The organism is Candidatus Paceibacterota bacterium (assembly GCA_035452965.1).
GTDB lineage: Bacteria > Verrucomicrobiota > Verrucomicrobiia > Limisphaerales > UBA8199 > UBA8199.
In genome coordinates, this window is sequence record DAOTCE010000010.1 from 97,164 (window position 1) to 113,539 (window position 16,376).

General features: G+C 64.1%; 17 protein-coding genes. 11 read left to right on the plus strand and 6 right to left on the minus strand.

Features of this window, described 5'->3' with window-relative positions; all coding sequences use genetic code 11:
• Positions 1–81 precede the first annotated feature (81 nt).
• The 9 genes from P5205_10530 to P5205_10570 all read left to right on the plus strand — a co-directional run bounded on the left by P5205_10530 (position 82) and on the right by P5205_10570 (position 7,985).
• Positions 82–963, plus strand: coding sequence for a YicC family protein (locus P5205_10530; protein ID HSA10791.1), 882 nt, complete (start codon positions 82–84; stop codon positions 961–963).
• The gene (gene gmk, locus P5205_10535) at positions 963–1,655 is read left to right on the plus strand and encodes a guanylate kinase (protein ID HSA10792.1); all 693 of its coding nucleotides are present in this window, start codon (positions 963–965) and stop codon (positions 1,653–1,655) included. Before P5205_10530 ends, gmk begins: the two co-directional genes overlap by 1 nt.
• 5 nt (positions 1,656–1,660) lie before the next feature.
• Positions 1,661–2,236: a flavoprotein gene (locus tag P5205_10540; protein HSA10793.1), complete on the plus strand. Its 576-nt coding sequence runs from the start codon at positions 1,661–1,663 to the stop codon at positions 2,234–2,236.
• Positions 2,237–2,280: 44 nt separating this feature from the next.
• The gene (locus P5205_10545) at positions 2,281–3,927 is read left to right on the plus strand and encodes a HAMP domain-containing sensor histidine kinase (protein ID HSA10794.1); all 1,647 of its coding nucleotides are present in this window, start codon (positions 2,281–2,283) and stop codon (positions 3,925–3,927) included.
• Between the two features lie 106 nt (positions 3,928–4,033).
• Positions 4,034–5,464: a sigma-54 dependent transcriptional regulator gene (locus P5205_10550; protein HSA10795.1), complete on the plus strand. Its 1,431-nt coding sequence runs from the start codon at positions 4,034–4,036 to the stop codon at positions 5,462–5,464.
• The gene (locus P5205_10555; GenBank protein ID HSA10796.1) at positions 5,461–5,841 is read left to right on the plus strand and encodes a hypothetical protein; all 381 of its coding nucleotides are present in this window, start codon (positions 5,461–5,463) and stop codon (positions 5,839–5,841) included. The genes P5205_10550 and P5205_10555 overlap by 4 nt, the downstream gene beginning before the upstream one ends.
• Positions 5,842–5,844: 3 nt before the next feature.
• Positions 5,845–6,711 carry a presqualene diphosphate synthase HpnD gene (hpnD, locus tag P5205_10560; protein HSA10797.1) on the plus strand — a complete coding sequence of 289 codons (867 nt, stop codon included), beginning with the start codon at positions 5,845–5,847 and terminating at the stop codon, positions 6,709–6,711.
• Complete coding sequence (gene hpnK, locus P5205_10565; GenBank protein HSA10798.1) at positions 6,701–7,549, plus strand: hopanoid biosynthesis-associated protein HpnK; 849 nt, start codon at positions 6,701–6,703, stop codon at positions 7,547–7,549. The genes hpnD and hpnK overlap by 11 nt, the downstream gene beginning before the upstream one ends.
• Position 7,550: 1 nt before the next feature.
• On the plus strand, positions 7,551–7,985 hold the full coding sequence (locus P5205_10570; GenBank protein HSA10799.1) for an EamA family transporter: 435 nt from the start codon (positions 7,551–7,553) through the stop codon (positions 7,983–7,985).
• Here the strand turns inward: P5205_10570 and P5205_10575 are convergent.
• From P5205_10575 to P5205_10585, 3 genes are read right to left on the minus strand one after another with little or no spacing between them, the layout of a single operon-like run.
• Entirely contained in the window at positions 7,972–8,619 is a 648-nt protein-coding gene (locus P5205_10575) for a hypothetical protein (GenBank protein HSA10800.1), read from the minus strand. The genes P5205_10570 and P5205_10575 overlap by 14 nt on opposite strands.
• Positions 8,616–9,335, minus strand: coding sequence for a ribonuclease H-like domain-containing protein (locus P5205_10580; GenBank protein ID HSA10801.1), 720 nt, complete (start codon positions 9,333–9,335; stop codon positions 8,616–8,618). Before P5205_10580 ends, P5205_10575 begins: the two co-directional genes overlap by 4 nt.
• Positions 9,335–10,558: a 2,3-bisphosphoglycerate-independent phosphoglycerate mutase gene (locus P5205_10585; GenBank protein ID HSA10802.1), complete on the minus strand. Its 1,224-nt coding sequence runs from the start codon at positions 10,556–10,558 to the stop codon at positions 9,335–9,337. Before P5205_10585 ends, P5205_10580 begins: the two co-directional genes overlap by 1 nt.
• Before the next feature lie 92 nt (positions 10,559–10,650).
• Here P5205_10585 and P5205_10590 point away from each other — a divergent pair, with 92 nt between their 5' ends.
• The gene (locus P5205_10590) at positions 10,651–11,802 is read left to right on the plus strand and encodes an ABC transporter ATP-binding protein (protein ID HSA10803.1); all 1,152 of its coding nucleotides are present in this window, start codon (positions 10,651–10,653) and stop codon (positions 11,800–11,802) included.
• 35 nt (positions 11,803–11,837) lie between these two features.
• Here P5205_10590 and P5205_10595 read toward each other — a convergent pair whose 3' ends face one another.
• Complete coding sequence (locus tag P5205_10595; GenBank protein HSA10804.1) at positions 11,838–12,173, minus strand: isoamylase early set domain-containing protein; 336 nt, start codon at positions 12,171–12,173, stop codon at positions 11,838–11,840.
• A gap of 557 nt (positions 12,174–12,730) precedes the next feature.
• Here P5205_10595 and P5205_10600 point away from each other — a divergent pair.
• Positions 12,731–13,405 carry a YdcF family protein gene (locus tag P5205_10600; protein HSA10805.1) on the plus strand — a complete coding sequence of 225 codons (675 nt, stop codon included), beginning with the start codon at positions 12,731–12,733 and terminating at the stop codon, positions 13,403–13,405.
• 18 nt (positions 13,406–13,423) lie between these two features.
• On the opposite strand, the gene P5205_10605 is transcribed toward P5205_10600, so the two are convergent.
• Entirely contained in the window at positions 13,424–15,184 is a 1,761-nt protein-coding gene (locus P5205_10605) for a GAF domain-containing protein (protein ID HSA10806.1), read from the minus strand.
• A complete protein-coding gene (locus tag P5205_10610) occupies positions 15,181–16,308 on the minus strand; it encodes an LptF/LptG family permease (protein ID HSA10807.1) in 1,128 nt (375 codons plus the stop codon). Before P5205_10610 ends, P5205_10605 begins: the two co-directional genes overlap by 4 nt.
• Between the last annotated feature and the right edge of the window lie 68 nt (positions 16,309–16,376).

Sequence of the window (16,376 nt, forward strand, 5' to 3'; positions counted from 1 at the left end):
TCTCCGGGGCAACGGCCGGGAGCCGTCGCGGGTACAGAAATGATTGGCCTGCCGGGCCGGGATTCCTCATACTGCGAGCGGATGAAATCAATGACGGGTTACGGGCGCGGGGATTGTTCGAAGGACGGCTTCAAGGTCACTGTGGAGCTCAGCTCGGTGAATCGGAAGCAGACGGAGATCTCTGTGAATCTGCCGCGGGGCCTGGAATTGCTGGAGGCGCAGATCCGCGACGTGATTAACCGCCATGTGGCGCGGGGCCGGCTGACAGTGCGGGTGTCGCTCCACACGGGGGCGAACCAGAAGTCGGCGCGGGTCCTGTTGAACCTGCCGCTGGCCCGGGCCTATGCGCGCGAGCTGAACCGGCTCTCGAAACAGCTCCGACTGCCGGGACCGGTGACACTGCGCCACGTGGCGCAGGCGCCTGGGGTGGTTCAGACTCCTGAAGACCTGGCGGTGGAGGAAGATTTCTGGCCGGCGGTGGAGAAGGCGCTCAAGCAAGCGCTTTCTCGGCTGGTCAAAATGCGGGAACGGGAAGGGGCGCACCTGGCGCAGGACCTCGCCAAGCGAATCAAGGTGATGCGCAAAGCGGCGGCGCAAGTGGCCAAGCAGAGCCCGACGGTCGCGGAGAGGTATCGCCAGCACCTGATCGAGCGGATCAGAAGCGCCGGGCTGGAAGCGCCGGCAGCGGAGGACGAGCGGCTGCTTAAAGAGGTGGTTTACTTTGCCGACCGTTCGGACATCTCCGAGGAGCTGACGCGGCTGCAAAGCCATTTCAAGCAGTTCGAGGACGGACGGCGCTCGCAGGAACCGGTCGGCCGAATGCTGGATTTTCTGGCGCAGGAGATGAATCGCGAGATCAACACGATCGGCTCGAAAGCCAACGACAGCCTGATTTCACGCGAGGTGGTGACGCTCAAAGCGGAGTTGGAAAAGTTCCGCGAGCAGGCGCAGAATGTGGAGTGATGAAAGCCCAGAGCCGAGAACTGAAAAAAGGTGCTGAGCGTGAAGCGGCAGGCGCCGAAAGCGCGGCCAAACCCGCGCCGGCTCCCGGCTCGCTGCTGGTGGTGATTTCCGCGCCGTCCGGCGGGGGCAAGACGACGCTGTGCAACCAATTGCTCTCGGCCCGGCCGCTGATGACGCGGGCGGTAACCTGCACAACGCGCCCTCCCCGCAAAGGGGAGCAGGACGGGGTGGACTATTACTTCCTGGACGCGGCCTCGTTCCTCAAGCGGGTGCAGGCGGGCAATTTCCTCGAGCATGCAACGGTTTACGGACACAGCTACGGCATCCTCAAGGCGGAGGTGCTGGGCAAACTGCGGCAGGGCTGGGATGTGTTGCTGAACGTGGACGTGCAGGGGGCGGCCACGATCCGCGAGAAGGCGCAAGAGGACGCGGAACTCAAACGGGCGCTGGTGTCGGTGTTCCTGACGCCGCCCTCGATGGAGATCGTGGAAGGTCGCTTGCGCAATCGCGCGACGGATACGGAGCCAGTCATCCAGAAACGCCTGAGCGTGGCGCGGCAGGAGATCGCGCAGTGGAAGAACTTCGATTACCTGCTGCTGAGCAGCACCATTCCGGAAGACTTGCGGCGGATGCTGGCGATCGTGGAGGCGGAGAAAATGCGGTCGGCGCGCGTGCAGGCGCCGGAATTCTGAACCAAATGAGCGCGGCAAAAAACATCGTGTTGGGCGTGACTGGATCAATCGCGGCCTGCAAGGCCGCCGAGCTGGCGAGCCTGCTGACGAAACAAGGCTGCCACGTGCGAGTGGTGATGACGGCCGATGCCCTCCGCTTCGTCACAGCGGTGACTTTCAAGACGCTGTCGCGGCACCCGGTGGTGACGGACCTCTACGACGACGACCAGGGCTGGCAGCCGGCGCACATCAAGCTGGCCGACGAGGCAGACTTGCTGCTCATCGCCCCCGCCACGGCGCAAACGATTGCCAAGCTCGCGCTGGGTCTGGCCGGCGACGCCCTGAGTTGCGTGGCGCTGGCGCTGAACTCGCAAGCCAGGATCTTGGTGGCCCCCGCAATGAACGGAAAGATGTGGCTGCATCCGGCTACACAGAAGAACGTCGCGACGCTCAAGGCGCGCGGCGTGGAGTTTATCGGCCCGGAGAAAGGGCTGCTGTCGTGCGGATATGAAGGGATAGGGCGGCTATGGCCAGTGGCGAAGGTGGCCGAGTGCGCGCTGACGTTGCTCCGCCAGCGCAAGCCGGCCAGGCGGCGGGGCTGAACCCGTCCGGAGCGCGCGTCCTATCCGCTGGGATCTGCTTGATTATGAACGTCGGTCTCTGGCAACGCGTTAGAAACTACAGCTTCGAGGAACTGGTCCTGGCCCTGTTGCGGCTCCCGGGCCGGGCAGTGGAGCTGTTGAAGATCCCGACGCCCGACGCGGTCAAGCTGATAGACCGCATCACCACGATGGAGCGCGACCTCATCCTGCCCATCAAAGCCGCCGGGATTGCCATGCTCCTCTACTCGTTCTATTTCAGGCGGTCCTGGATTGGGGAAAAGGAACTGGGGACCCTGGAAATCACCGTCGAAGCCACGCAGTACTTCCTATGGATTTACATCGCTGCCAACGCGGTGGTTGCCGGGCTTCTGCTGGCCATGCGTCGGGTGCCCTTGCTGCTGGTCCAATGGGCGGTCTTCGCCATGAGCCTGGCGGATGGCATCTTCCTGGCGGCGTTGGTCGTGGTGACCGGCGGCTACGACAGCATCCTCTACTGGCTCTTTCTCGGGCTGGTGGTGCGCGGCGCGGTGAGTGTTCCGCGCGCGACTTCCCAACTCCTGCTCAACTTCACGCTGACGGTCTGCTACGTGATGGCCGGAGTTATCAACATTTACATCAACCAGTCGCTGGAGGCCGAGGCCCAGGCCTGGGCAGCCGCGCAACGAATGCCCAGCTACCAGAGATCCTCCAACGCGCCACCCGGCAGTCCAGCCTTTACACGGCCCCCCAGGCAGCCTCGCCCCGCGCTTCCAGGGGAGAGCGGTGAAACGGCATTGACCGAGCCCCGGCACTACTCGACTCCCCGCCCGTCCGAAGGCCTCGACGAGGCGGCGCTTGAGCATCTGAGGCTTTCCTCCCCGTCGGAGAACCAGGCGCAGACGCTGACGCTGCGCCTGGCGTTGCTCTTGCTGATGACGGTCTGCTGCTACGGGGTGCAAGTGTTGCTGGAGCGGCAGCGGCGGGCGGTGGAGGAGGCGCATGAATTTGCCATGCGGGAGGGCCAATTGCGGTCTGCCGGCCGCGTCGCGGCCGAATTTACCCATCAGATGAAGAATCCCCTTGCCATCATCAACAACGCCGCCTACTCGGTGCGGCGGGCGCTCAAGCAAGGCAAGCCGATCTCGGAGGAACAGATCCGAATCATCCAGGAGGAGGTTGAGCACTCGGACCGCATTATCACGCAGATCATGGGGTATGCCCAGTTGAGCGAGGGCCACGTCGAAAAGCTTAACGTGGTTGAGGAGCTGGACCATGCCATCGCCCAGGTGTTTCCGCCCGCGGCGGGTTACCCGGTCCGCATCCGCCGCAATTATGCCGGGGAGTATCCTCCCCTGTTCATGCAGCGCCGCCACCTGGTGGATACATTCATGAACCTGCTGCAGAACGCGCGGGAGGCGCTCGGCGCCGGAGGGGGGACGATTACCGTCAGCGCCGAGTGCCACAGCGATTACTCGGTGGAGATCTCAATCCGCGATGACGGCCCCGGCATTCCGGCGGACAAGCAGGAGAAGATTTTTGAGGCCTATTACACCACCAAAGAGAAAGGCACGGGCCTGGGCCTGGCCACGATCAAGCACAACGTGGAACTCTACGGCGGCAGTGTGCGGGTGGAATCTGCTCTTGGAAAGGGAGCGCAATTCATCCTAATATTCCCCGCGAAGGCCTTGATTAAGCTGGCCAGACAGCATTGAAACCGTCCTTGGACAAGCACGGAAAGGTGATTCGCGCGCGCGCGAAGATCCTACCTTTGCTTGTTGCCCGCGCCGTTCCCAACCCGCTCGCCTCTGAGGTGCCCCTATGAGTATCCGGCTGCCGCCCGTGCTCGTGGTGGACGATGAGAAGAACATGCGCCTGTCGCTCAAGACCGTGCTGGCGGATGAACGGTACTCGGTGCGGGCGATAGAATCCGCCGAGGAGGCCCTTGGCCTGCTGGAGCGCGAAGAGTTCTTCATGCTGATCACCGACGCCCGGTTAGGTGGGATGAGCGGTTACGAATTGCTCGGCAAGGCCCGTGCGCAATGGCCGGACCTGCCGGTGGTGATGATCACCGCCTACGCGACACCGAAGCTCGCCGTCGAAGCCATCAAAGCCGGAGCAATTGATTACCTGGCCAAGCCTTTTGCTCCCGAGGAACTGCTGCACGCCGTGGCGCGCTGCGCGGAACGCTACCGCTTGTTGCGGGAGAATGCATCGTTGCGCGCCAGCACGGTCGAAACGTGGCGGCTGGATCAGATCGTGGGCGAATGCCCCAGAATGGCCGAGCTGCGGCAGCTCATTCAGACCGTTGCCCCGACCGATGCTCGCGTGCTGGTGCTCGGCGAGAGCGGCACGGGCAAGGAATTGGTGGCCGGCGCGCTCCACAGCTTGAGCCAGCGGGCTCAGTCCACCTACGTGCGCATCAACTGCGCGGCCATCCCCGAGACGTTGCTGGAGAGCGAGCTGTTCGGGCACGAGAAGGGGGCTTTCACCGGCGCCCTGAAACAGAAGCCCGGCCGCGTCGAAGAAGCCGATGGCGGCACGATCTTCCTGGACGAAATCGCCGACATGAGCCGGCCCTTGCAGGCCAAGCTGCTCCGGTTCCTGGAGGACGGCACCTTCATGCGCGTGGGCGGCACCCAGGAACTTCAGGTCAACGTCCGCCTGATCGCCGCCACGAACCGTGACATTGTCGAGGCGATCCGGCAGGACCAGTTCCGGGAGGACCTTTTTCACCGGCTTAACGTGGTGCAGTTTCGCCTGCCGCCCTTGCGGGACCGGGGTGACGACGTGCTCATTCTCGCTGAGTACTTCCTGCGGAACTTCGGCGTTTCAATGAACAAGAAGACCCGCGCGATTTCCCGCGCCGCGCGGCAGAAACTGCTCTCGCACCACTGGCCCGGCAACGTGCGCGAGCTGCGCAATGTGATCGAACGCGCCCTGATCCTGGAGACCGGCACGGAAATCCATCCGGGCAGCCTGCCGGATTTCCAGTTGGAGGGCCGCTTGCACAAGGTCTCCGCCCCCAAGCTGACGGGACCCGAGTCGCTTGACGAGCGCATGGCCAACCTGGAGCGGGAACTCATCACCGCCATACTGGAGCAGAACCACTTCAGCCTGACCCGCACCGCCGATCAGTTGAAAATCAGCCGGCATGCGTTGCGGTATCGCATGCAGCGCTTGAACATCGCCACGGGGACCGATGCCGACGAGGACACCCCCCCCCAGGAAGGCAAGGCTAACTTCCCATGAGCACCTTCTCAATCATGTTGGCCGACGAGACGACCGAGGCTGTGTATTCCGCCTGGCAGATAGCGGGCCCCGGTACCCGTAATGCGTTTGTTATCTTCGGCTCGATGGCCTTGGTCACGGCGCTGGTGCTGCTTTGGGCGATCTTTCTCCGCAAACGTCGTCGTCATCGTCGCTCGCATCACCACAGCCACGAGCACGCAGCCGAGCCAGCCGGCAGCCGCCAGCTCCCTGTTGAGGAAGGCGCCTCGCTGCCGCTGCAACACCATCGCAGACGGAGGCGCCCGCGGCGCAGGCGACATTCACGCAATCCCACACTCGCTGAAACCGGGGGTCTCCCGCCCATCCGCCCGGCAAACTCGCCCGAACCCCAGCCCTGACTCATGCGCGAGAGCCAGGCGATTACGCGGAAGAGCGCGTCCAATCTGGCGCTGGCGTTTGTATTGCTGCCCAGGATCAAGCGCGACGGGATGTCCGCGCTCTATGCCTTCTGCCGCGAGGTGGATGATGTGGCCGACAATGAAAGCACGCCGGTGGCAGAGCGCCGGGAGCAACTGGCCGCCTGGCGCGCCGATGTGCGCCGTGCCTGCGGGACCGAAACACCGCAGTTCCCGGTCAACCGCGAGTTGCAGCCGGTCATTCGGCGGCATCATCTGCCCTTTGAGCACTTTGACGCCCTCCTGCAAGGCGTGGAGATGGACCTCGACATCAAACGCTATCAGGACTACGAACAACTGGATCTCTACTGCTATCGCGTCGCGTCGGTTGTCGGCCTGCTGAGCATCGAAGTGTTCGGCTACCGGAATCCAGCCTGCCGGGACTACGCCGTTTGCCTGGGCAAGGCGCTCCAACTGACCAACATCCTCCGCGACGTGCGCTCCGACGCCCAGCGCGGGCGCATCTACCTGCCGATGTCCGAGTTGGGCCGGTTCAAAGTGTCGCCCGAGGAAATCCTGCGGCTGGAATACTCGCCGCGCTTCTTCGAGCTGGCCGCCAGCGTTGCCGCGCGTGCGCGCCATTTCTATGGGCAGGCGCGCGAGACCCTTCCCGCTCCCGACCGCCGCTCGATGGCAGCCGCCGAACTCATGGGCGCGGTCTATTGGCGACTACTGGACAAGCTGGCGCGGCGGCGTTTCAACGTCTTTGGCCCCGACGTCACTCGCCTGAGCAAAAGTGAGAAGGGGCTGCTGATCATGCGCACCTGGTGCCGGTGTATCTCCGGCGCCGGGGCGCCGAATTATGGCGCCTAGGCGGTCGAATGCGGGGCCCGGGCATCGCCGCCTGATCGTCACCGCGGACGACTTCGGGCGTTCCGCTTCCATCAACCAGGCGGTCATCCGCGCCCACCGCGAAGGCATCCTCACCGCCGCCAGCCTGATGGTCAACGAGCCTGCCTGCGAGGAGGCGGTGGCACTGGCCCGCGAGAATCCCACCCTGGGCGTGGGGCTGCACCTGTCCCTGCTGTGCGGCCATTCCGCGCTGCCGCCCGCGCAGATCCCGGGACTGACCAATGCCGACGGTGAATTCAGTGGCAATCCCGCCGGCGTCGGCTGCCGCTACTTTTTTCAGCGCAGTTTGCGCGAGCCTTTGCGACGGGAGATCCATGCCCAGTTTGAAAGGTTCCGCGCAACCCGCCTGCCGCTTGACCACGTCAACGGCCATTTGCACCTGCACCTGCATCCCACCGTGTTCCGCATCTTGACGGCCGACGCCGCGCAGCTCGGCATCAAGCGTTTGCGCCTGACCTTTGATCCGTTCCGCTTGAACCTGCACCTTGCCTCCGGTCGCCTCGCCAATCGGGCGCTTCACGCCATCATCTTTCATCTGCTATCCGCGCGCGCCCGTTCCGCCCTGGCCCGGCTCGGCCTTCGGCACACCAACGCCGTCTTCGGCCTGCTGCAAAACGGGCGTGTGGATGAAGCCTACGTCACGCGCCTGCTCCCACAGCTTCCGGCCGGTGATTCGGAGCTTTACTCTCACCCCTCGCTGGATGAATTTAGGAATGAGTTCGACGCCCTGATCTCTCCTCGCGTGCGGGAACAGGTTCATCAACTGGGCATCAAGCTGATTCGCTACCAGGATCTGTAATATGGCCAAACTGCTCCTCATTCTCCTTATCGGGCTGGTCTTTGAAGCGGCCGGCGTGGTCTTCCTCAAGAAGGGGATCACTCAGGTCGGCGAGGTCCGGCAAATCTGCGCCGCGGAGATCTTCCGCGTCGTCAAAGCTGGCATCACCAATCCCAGCGTGCTGCTGGGCGTCTTCTTTGAAGCGCTGTTCTTCGTCTGCCTGCTGATCCTGATGGCCGAGAGCGACATCAGCTTCCTGTGGCCGCTGACGGCGCTCAGCTTTGTCTTGACCACCTTCGCCGCGCTCATTTTCCTGGGCGAGAAGGTCTCCTCCATCCGTTGGGCGGGCGTGGTGTTCATCGTAATCGGCGCCGCGCTCATCAGCTACAGCGGGCACGCCAAGCCAAAACCCCCGCCGCCGTCCGCCTCCCGGGTGCCGGGGGCTACACCGCCGTAATCTTGGCCAGAACCTCCGCGAGCCTCCCGGCTGCCGCCAGGGATTGCTTCTGCAGATATAGCAACGACCTGAATTTTCCCGGCGACTTTGCCAGGGCCGCGGCCAGCTTGCCGTAGTGCATCCGCTGCTCCGCCGTCATCAACCGGTTGAAGTCCAGCGGCAGATCTTCGCCGGCCGGGTCCAGTATCACCCGCACGGTCGCGCAGGGAATGCTTTGCTCCCGGCACACGGCGCAGATGCTCGCCGATTCCATCTCCACCGCATCCGCCCCGGTGGCTTCGCGCAGCCGCCGCTTTTCCTCCGCGGTTGCCGCCACTCGATCCGCGCAGTGGAATCGTGCCGGCTTCGCCCCCGCCGCCAGCAGCGCCGGCGACAAGCCGGTTTCCGAGCCGGCGGCGAACAGGACCGTTCCCGTCGCCAACCCCGGTCGCAACCCTCCGGCGAACCCGCAGGTCAGCACCAGGTGCGGGCGTTCCTCCCCTAGCGCGCCCCGAAACGCCCGTTCGGCGTTGCGCTTGCCTATGCCCACCAGGGTGATTCCGACGTTCTTCCGCTTACCCGCCAACCGCTGGAAGGCCCGCGCCTCCTCCTTCACCGCAAAGCACACCAGCACTTTTCGGGTTCCGGCCTTCACTTAATCCCCGCCAGCCGCTCTTTCCATATGTGGTAGAGCAGCACGGTGGCCTTCACGTCTCCCAGACAATACTCCGCGATTTCCCGGTGGCGGCCCTCCGCCACCATTGTGTTCATGTCCGAGCCGGTCACGCCGTGGCTCTTGGGCGACTCGATGCCGAACGCCTTGCAATAGAAGTCCAGGTTGAACCGGCGCGCCGCGCCCTCGCGCCCGCTGACATTGTAGAACGTTAACTGCTCCGCCAGGTCGCAGTGCGGGTCGGTCTGAAAGCGGTAGCCCAGCCAGTCCTTGCGCGTGATGGGCACGTTGAGCAGGGCCGAGCGCAGGTAAATGAACGGCACGTCGAACCCGCGCCCGTTGAACGTGACAATCGTCTCGTAATGCTTCGCCACGTCCCAGAAGGCCGTCAGCAGCTCGACCTCGTCCACGCACGCCATGAACTCCACCGGCCCCGCCTCGTCCGCTTCCTCCTCATAGTCCTCCGCGGTAAACAGCACCTGGCCGCGCGAGGTGTCGGCATTCAACATCGCCACACAGACGACCTGGGCCGTGAGGGGCCACAGGCTGAACTGCTTCTGGATTTCCGCCCGTCGCGCCGTTCGTGCCGGCTCCTCGGTGATCTTCTCGCACTCCCGGAATAGGTATTCCTGCTGCGCTTCGTCGAACTGCTCCAGCGGCAGTGCGGAAGTCTCGATGTCGAAGACCAGCCTGGCCATTAGGCGCCGAACTTGTCCAGCATCCTGGCGTTCGCCTGCATGAGGCGAATCAGGTGCTTGGCTTTGAACACCCCCAGGGAGCCGCTGTTCGCGCCGGTCTCCGTGAAGCGCTCCAGCTTGTCCGAGCCCGAGCAGGCGGAATGCAGCATCACCGGCTCCGGATGCCAGGAATGGCCCTTCATGACGCACGGCGTCGAGTGATCGCCGGTGATGGCCAGCACGTCCGGCTTCTTGCGCAGCAAAATCGGCAGCGCGGCGTCGAGCTCCTCAATCGCCTTCTTCTTTGCGGCGAAGTTGCCGTCCTCGCCGTACATGTCCGTGTACTTGAAGTGGATGAAGAAATAGTCGTAGTTGTTGTACTCGGCAAGATACCGCTCGAACTGTTCGGCGATCGTTTGAGCGCCTTCCAGCTTGGTCATGCCGACCAACTGCGCCAGGCCCTTATACATCGGATAGACCGCAATGCAGGCCGGCCGCAGCCCATACCGTTCCTGGAACAGCGGAATCTCCGGCTGATGCGCAATCCCGCGCATGAGGAAGCCGTTGGCCGGTTTCTTCTGGGCAATCACGGGCAATGCGGCCTTGAAGAACTCCGCCACGAGCTTGGCGGCTTTCTTGGCCTTGGCGGATTTGGGATTCACCGGCCCGGCCTTGGGTACCGGCAGGCCCTCGCGATGCGGGTCGGCGTCGGTCAGCGGTCCCTCCAGCCCCGTGCCCCGGAACACCACCACGAACCGATGGCCCTTACCGGCCTTGATGATCACTTCCGCGTCGCCCACCTTCTTCACCTTTTGCGCCAGCAGCGCGCACAGCTCTTCGCACACCTGCGTGTCAATGCGCCCCGCGCGCCGGTCGGTGACAATGCCTTTCGGGTCGAGCGTGCAGAAATTGGCCCGCGCTGCCACGTCGCCCGCGCGCAACTCTAGGCCCAGGCCCAGTGCCTCGATGACACCGCGGCCCACCTGGAAATCCAGCGGATCGTAGCCAAACAGCCCCAGGTGTCCCGGCCCGCTGCCCGGCGTAATGCCCGGCGCAATTGGGATCATGCGTCCCTGCGCCGAGTCTTTGGCCAGCGCATCGAGGTTGGGGGTGACCGCCGCTTCGAGCGGGGTCAGGTAGCCTTGCTCGCGCGTGGCCAGGTCGCCCACGCCGTCCAGGACCACCAGCGCCAGCTTGGCGTTGGTCTTGAGAGTCAATTCAGAGTAAAGGGTATCCAGGTTCATATACAACTTGGCCGCATGATGGGAGGAACGCGCCAACACCGTCAACGCGATTCGGCCTCGACTTTCGACAGGTGCCTTTCAACACTCCCCGCATGGCACAGGTTGTCCTGGAGCATCTCACCAAAGTCTTCAAGGGGCCGGCGGGCGAAAGGGTTCGCGCCGTGGACAACACCTGTCTGAGCGTTGAGGACAAGGAACTCCTGGTGCTGGTCGGGCCCTCGGGCTGCGGCAAGACCACCACCCTGCGCTTGATCGCCGGCCTGGAGGAACCTACCGCGGGCGCCATCTCGATCGGCGGCCAGGTCGTCAACCGTCTTCCCCCAAAGGACCGCGACGTGGCGATGGTCTTCCAGAATTCCGCCCTCTATCCCCACATGTCGGTGTATGACAATATGGCCTTCGGCTTGAAGCTCCGGCGTTGCCCCCGCGCGGAGATTGACCAGCGTGTGCGGGACGCGGCGCAAACGCTCAATCTCACGGCCTGCCTCGACCGCAGACCGGCTACCCTTTCCGGTGGCCAGCGACAACGAGTCGCCCTCGGCCGCGCCCTGGTCCGGCGCCCGAGTCTGCTGCTGCTCGATGAGCCTCTCTCCAACCTCGACGCTCCAACCCGCCTCCAAATGCGTGCTGAGATCACCCGGCTCCAGCGCCGGCTCGGCGCGACAATGCTCTACGTCACCCACGACCAGATAGAGGCCCTGACGCTGGGCCAGCGCGTCGCCGTGATGAAGGACGGGGTCATCCAGCAAGTCGCCGCTCCCCTGGCGCTTTACGAGCAGCCTGCCAATCTCTTTGTCGCCGGGTTCATAGGTTCCCCGCCCATGAATTTCTTCGACGGCACGTTGCGGGAAGAAGGCACTGCGATCATGTTCCAGGAAGCCGCCCGCGGCCACGCTGCCGCCGCAAGACCAATCGCCCTCCCGCTCGATACCGCCCTCGCCCCACGCCTGCGAGAATACCTTGGCAAGCCGATCGTCTTAGGCATCCGGCCCGAGCGCATCCATTGTGGTTCCCTCCCGCCCAACACCCCGCCGGAGCGCACCTGCCAAGCCGTGGTTGAACTTGTCCAGCCGATGGGGGCAGAAACTTACCTTCACCTCGCCGGCCACACGCGCCCCATCGTTGCTCGCGTTCCTCCCGCTCACCTCGCCCACCCCAATGAAACCATCAGGCTCGTCTTCGACTCCCGTCACGTCCACCTCTTCGACGGCACCTTGAGGGACGGAGGCAGCGCGATTGTCTGAAACCTCCGGGACCTGCCGGCAGAGATGACCCTTCCCTAGACCACCAACACCGAGTTGGTGCTCCCAAAGGTGTTCTCGATGCACTCCTTGGCAGTCGGATCGTTCAACCATTCCCCATCCGCGACGAACCGATACTCGTACCTTCCCGCGGGCAACCACACGGTTGCTTTCCAGGTTCCTCCCGGGCCCGCGCTCATGGGCGTGCGGTCAACCCCCCAATCGTTGAATGTCCCCGCCACTGCCACCGATCTTGCCCGGGGCAGCTTTAAGGTGAATTCTACCGGCCTCTCCGCCGACAGTTGTTCAGGATGCGTGCCGATGAGGGCTGCGGGCCGCGCTGCCGTGGTCGCTCGGTTGTGTCTTGGCTGCATAAGTCTTGTTCTCGTTTGTTATCAATGGAACGGACTGTAAACGTCTGCCGAGTGGAGTGATATGGGGTATTCACCCCAGGTCCGCATGCCCCGGCGCGGCGAATACTGTGGTTGTCATCCGCACAGCCTGGAGGATCCAGCCAGAGCCGGATGGGTCCCCCCAACCCGTAACCCGTGCACTGTCCACATTTGGGACAGTTTTGCTGCCTACCTACCCTTTCCAGTCCCCGCTAACTCCGGCATCCTTGGCTGGGCAATACGGCGCTGACGCGGTGGTGCTACGGTGTGTATCCCATGGGGAGCGCTCCCCATGGGATACACACCGCAGACCCACCGCACTGGCTGGCCATCCGCAAGCCAAAACCAGCGTGTGACCGCCGTAACGGCGCCGTCATCCCTCCGGCGGGGGTGCTGGAGGTAAGGAGGGGAGTCCGAGACTGTTAACCGCCAGCGGGGTTCCCCAGAAATCCGGGAAAAAACATGCTTTGGCCAGCCTTTCTGCCGGACTCGACCTGCAACGGGCTTTGCGGTATAACACGGTTTTGCGCCAGACAACTATGGAACCAAACGAGGCCTGTTGGGGTTTGCTGCGCCGGCGGCAATGCCTGGTGCCAACGTGGCGCGGTTGGCTTGTCCTGGCGCTGAACGTCGCTGTCCTGGGCTGTATTGTCATCTGCGGCGCACACCGGTTCCTGGCAGTCACCGAGCCGGCTCCGGGCGGTGTGTTGGTGGTCGAGGGCTGGTCGCCCGACATTGTGCTGAGAATGGCCGTGGCGGAATTCAGACAGAACCACTACACGAAGCTTTGCGTCACCGGCCTTCCCGTGGAACAGGGGACACTGCTGACCGATTACACCAACTATGCACATGTCGGCGTCGCCGTTCTGTTGAAGCTCGGCTTGAGCACCAACGAAGTCCAGGCCTTGCCTTGTACCGATGTTCAGCGCGACCGCACTTACAACACGGCGGTTTGCTTGAAACACTGGTTGCGCGAGCAGGGTCTTGTGCGGACCCGGGTCAATCTGATCACCGTGGGCCCGCACGCCCGCCGCTCCCGTCTGGTGTTCGAGAAGGCGTTGGGCCGGGGCGTAACGGTTGGAATCCAGGCCGCTCCGGTCATTGGCTACGATCCAGCGCGCTGGTGGCAGTCCAGCGCCGGGGTGCGCCACGTGACCGGCGAACTCATCGCCTACGCTTACGCGCGCCTGCTCTTCCACCCACCCGCGGAATAAGGCCGCCAGCCGCCGGGGTCAGGGTTCGTGGTGAAGCTCGCTTTGGCGGGCCTGGAGCGGCAGGACCACGCTGACCGTCGTTCCATGACTTGGCCGCGACCGTATCTTCAAGCGCCCGCGGTGCGCCTCGACGATGCGGGCCACAATGGCCAAACCCAGCCCGGTACCCTTGTCCTTTGTCGTGCTCAGGACCGAGCTGAACGCGCGCCGCCGCTGGTCCTCGCTCATCCCCGGGCCGGTGTCCTGAAAGTCCACCGCCACGTGTGTCGGTTGCGGGGTGTTGCGCGGCACCCGCACCGCCCGCGCTTTGATGGTCAGCGCGCCGCCTTCCGGCATAGCCTCCGCCGCGTTGAGGATCAGGTTGAGAAACGCCTGCTCCAATTGCGTCGCCGCGCCCGGCACCGCGGGCAAATCGGGCTCGAACTGTTGCGTCCACCGGATGCGCTGGTGCTTGAGCTTGTGCCGGACCAGCAGCCCCAGTTCTTCGATCAACCGCCCCAGGTTCACCGGTTCCAACGTTGGCTCCGTCGTGCGGGCGAAATCCAGGATGCGCTCCACGATCCGGTTCAATTGTCCGAGCTTCTCGTCAATAATGCGCGCATCCTGAGCTCGCGGGTCCCCGGCGGGAAACTGCAGATCCAGCGAGTGGTAGAGCATCTTGAGCACCGTCAGCGGGTTGCGGATCTCGTGCGCCACTTCGGCCGCGAGCAGGCCCAGCGCCGAAAGCTTCTCATTTCGCCGCAAGTGCTCCTCCACATCCACCACCCGCTCGTAGAGGCGCGCCTTCTCAATGGCGATTGCCGACAACTCCGCCAGCGCCGACAGGATGCGAATCTCCTCGTTCGAGAAGGTGTAAGGAACGCCGCTATAGACGCTGAGCGTGCCGATCGCCTGCCCGCCGTAGAGCAGGGGCACGCTCAGGAGCGCCACCAGTCCCTCGTGTCGCGCCACCTCCACGCTCTGATAAAGGCTCGACACCTGGACGTTCTCGACTTGCAGCGGCTTCTTCCGCCGCACCACGATCCCCAGCAGGCTCTCCTCCACACTCAGCCGCGGTCGTTTGACATACGCCTCCCCGGCCCCGCAGCTGGCCCGCAGCTCGAGCCACTCGCGGCTTTCGTCCAACAGCATCAGCGACGCCAGCTTGACCCGCATCAGCGCGCACGCCTCGCGCGTGACGACGCGCAGCACATCCTCCAGGCCCAGCGAGGAATTAATGCTCTGGCTGACGCCGGCCAGCGATTCAAACAGGTGCGCCTTGAGCCGCAGTTGCTCATAGAGCCAGGTATTGTGAATCACCCGCGATGCCTGCACCGCCAGCGCCTCCAGCAACTCCTGATCTTCCGCGCTGAACGCCTCGACCCGGTCCGCGTCCACATTCAGCACCCCCCGGACTTCGCCCCGGACCTCCAACGGCACCGCGAGCTCCGAGCGCACTTCCCGGCGCAGCATGACATACCGCGGGTCCTTGGTCACATCTCCCACGCGCGCCGGCTTGCCCGTGCGCGCGACCCAGCCGGTGATACCCTGGCCGACGCGCAGCCTGAGAGCGGACGCATCGGGAGGCAATCCTTCGGACGCCTGGATTTCCAGCAGGCCGTTCGTCGGGTTGATCAGCACAACCGAGCCGCTGGCCGCGCTCATTTGGCGCACGGCTTGATGCAACATCAATCGCAGCGCCTCCTGCGGATCGAGCGTGGTATGGATGACGTTGCCAACCTGGTAGAGCAGGTTCAGCCGCTCGTAGCGCGCCTTGAGATTGGCCAACTCGCCGCTCATCTGACCCGGGCCGTCATCAGCAGGCCCGTCAGGGCAAACGACAAATTGGGGAACCACGCGGCCAGCCACGGCTCGATGCGCCCGCTGGTTCCCAGGGCCAGCCCAACCTGCTGCAACACAAAATAGATAAAACAGATCACGATGCTGCTGGCCACCCCCACATACACGTTGCGCCGCCCCCCGGCCACCCCGAACGGGATCGCGATCAGCACTACCACCACGCAGGTCCACGGGGCCGCCAGCCGCCCCTCCAGCTTTGTGTGCAGCCAATACCAGTCCGACCGCGCCGGACGGGGATGCAACCGCAGGTAATTCACAAGGTCCTTGATTGGCACGTCGGCCTTCTTGGCCGCGCGCAGCGTCATGCTCTCCCGGATCTTGATCTCACTGTTGATCTCCTCGAGCGTTTCCGTGAATTCAGGGACGACCAGCACGTTGGTCCGGAGCGACGGCACCGGGGGCGCGTTGGTATCCGCCGTTTCCTTGAGCACCAGCACGTTGTAAAAAGTCCACAAGCCGTCCACCCGCCGCGCCCGCTCGGCCCGCAGCTCCCAGGGTTTGGCGCCGTCGCGCTGGGTGGGATACACCCCCGGCTCGATCATCTCGCCGGTCTCGGAATTGAACACGCCAATGCGCCAGCGATGGCCGTCGCGCGTGTTCTCGAAGAACAGGTTGCGGTATTCATTCGGGCCCGGGGCGTTGGGGTCCGGCGCCTGGCGCCGTTTCAGAATCTCCTTCGTGCGCTCCTGGCTCTGCGGCACCCAGAACTCATTCGCCGCGAACAAGGCCAGGCTCGCCAGGAGACCCACCCCCAGGTACGGCAGCGACAGCCGCCACAAACTCACGCCCGCGGCGCGGATCGCGGTGATTTCCTGGTGACGCGCGTGGTTCGTCAGTGCGTAGAGCAGCGCCAGCAACAGCCCGATCGGCAGCACCAGCACCAGGAACTCCGGCAGGATCACCAGGTAATACTCCGCGATGTCCAGCGCCCTCAATCCCCGCTTCTGGAAACCGTCCAACTCGACAAACAAGTCAGAGGTGATCCAGAACAGCAGGAAGCCGCACAGGCAATACCCCAGCGGGGCGAACAGTTCGCGCAATAAATACCGGTCAAGCAGCCGCATTCCGCCGCAGCCTAGCTGCCGTTACCGCACAAGGCAAGTAGCGGCGCCCCGCGGAGCAGCCGGACGCT

Excerpts from the sequence above, each read along its gene's own strand:
- P5205_10600 (HSA10805.1), top strand. The coding sequence starts at position 12,731 with ATGGAACCAAACGAGGCCTGTTGGGGTTTGCTGCGCCGGCGGCAATGC.
- hpnK (HSA10798.1), top strand. The coding sequence starts at position 6,701 with ATGGCGCCTAGGCGGTCGAATGCGGGGCCCGGGCATCGCCGCCTGATC.
- P5205_10585 (HSA10802.1), bottom strand. The coding sequence starts at position 10,558 with ATGAACCTGGATACCCTTTACTCTGAATTGACTCTCAAGACCAACGCC.
- P5205_10550 (HSA10795.1), top strand. The coding sequence starts at position 4,034 with ATGAGTATCCGGCTGCCGCCCGTGCTCGTGGTGGACGATGAGAAGAAC.
- P5205_10610 (HSA10807.1), bottom strand. The coding sequence starts at position 16,308 with ATGCGGCTGCTTGACCGGTATTTATTGCGCGAACTGTTCGCCCCGCTG.
- P5205_10605 (HSA10806.1), bottom strand. The coding sequence starts at position 15,184 with ATGAGCGGCGAGTTGGCCAATCTCAAGGCGCGCTACGAGCGGCTGAAC.
- P5205_10590 (HSA10803.1), top strand. The coding sequence starts at position 10,651 with ATGGCACAGGTTGTCCTGGAGCATCTCACCAAAGTCTTCAAGGGGCCG.
- P5205_10545 (HSA10794.1), top strand. The coding sequence starts at position 2,281 with ATGAACGTCGGTCTCTGGCAACGCGTTAGAAACTACAGCTTCGAGGAA.
- P5205_10540 (HSA10793.1), top strand. The coding sequence starts at position 1,661 with ATGAGCGCGGCAAAAAACATCGTGTTGGGCGTGACTGGATCAATCGCG.
- hpnD (HSA10797.1), top strand. The coding sequence starts at position 5,845 with ATGCGCGAGAGCCAGGCGATTACGCGGAAGAGCGCGTCCAATCTGGCG.
- P5205_10530 (HSA10791.1), top strand. The coding sequence starts at position 82 with ATGAAATCAATGACGGGTTACGGGCGCGGGGATTGTTCGAAGGACGGC.
- P5205_10555 (HSA10796.1), top strand. The coding sequence starts at position 5,461 with ATGAGCACCTTCTCAATCATGTTGGCCGACGAGACGACCGAGGCTGTG.
- P5205_10570 (HSA10799.1), top strand. The coding sequence starts at position 7,551 with ATGGCCAAACTGCTCCTCATTCTCCTTATCGGGCTGGTCTTTGAAGCG.
- P5205_10595 (HSA10804.1), bottom strand. The coding sequence starts at position 12,173 with ATGCAGCCAAGACACAACCGAGCGACCACGGCAGCGCGGCCCGCAGCC.
- gmk (HSA10792.1), top strand. The coding sequence starts at position 963 with ATGAAAGCCCAGAGCCGAGAACTGAAAAAAGGTGCTGAGCGTGAAGCG.
- P5205_10580 (HSA10801.1), bottom strand. The coding sequence starts at position 9,335 with ATGGCCAGGCTGGTCTTCGACATCGAGACTTCCGCACTGCCGCTGGAG.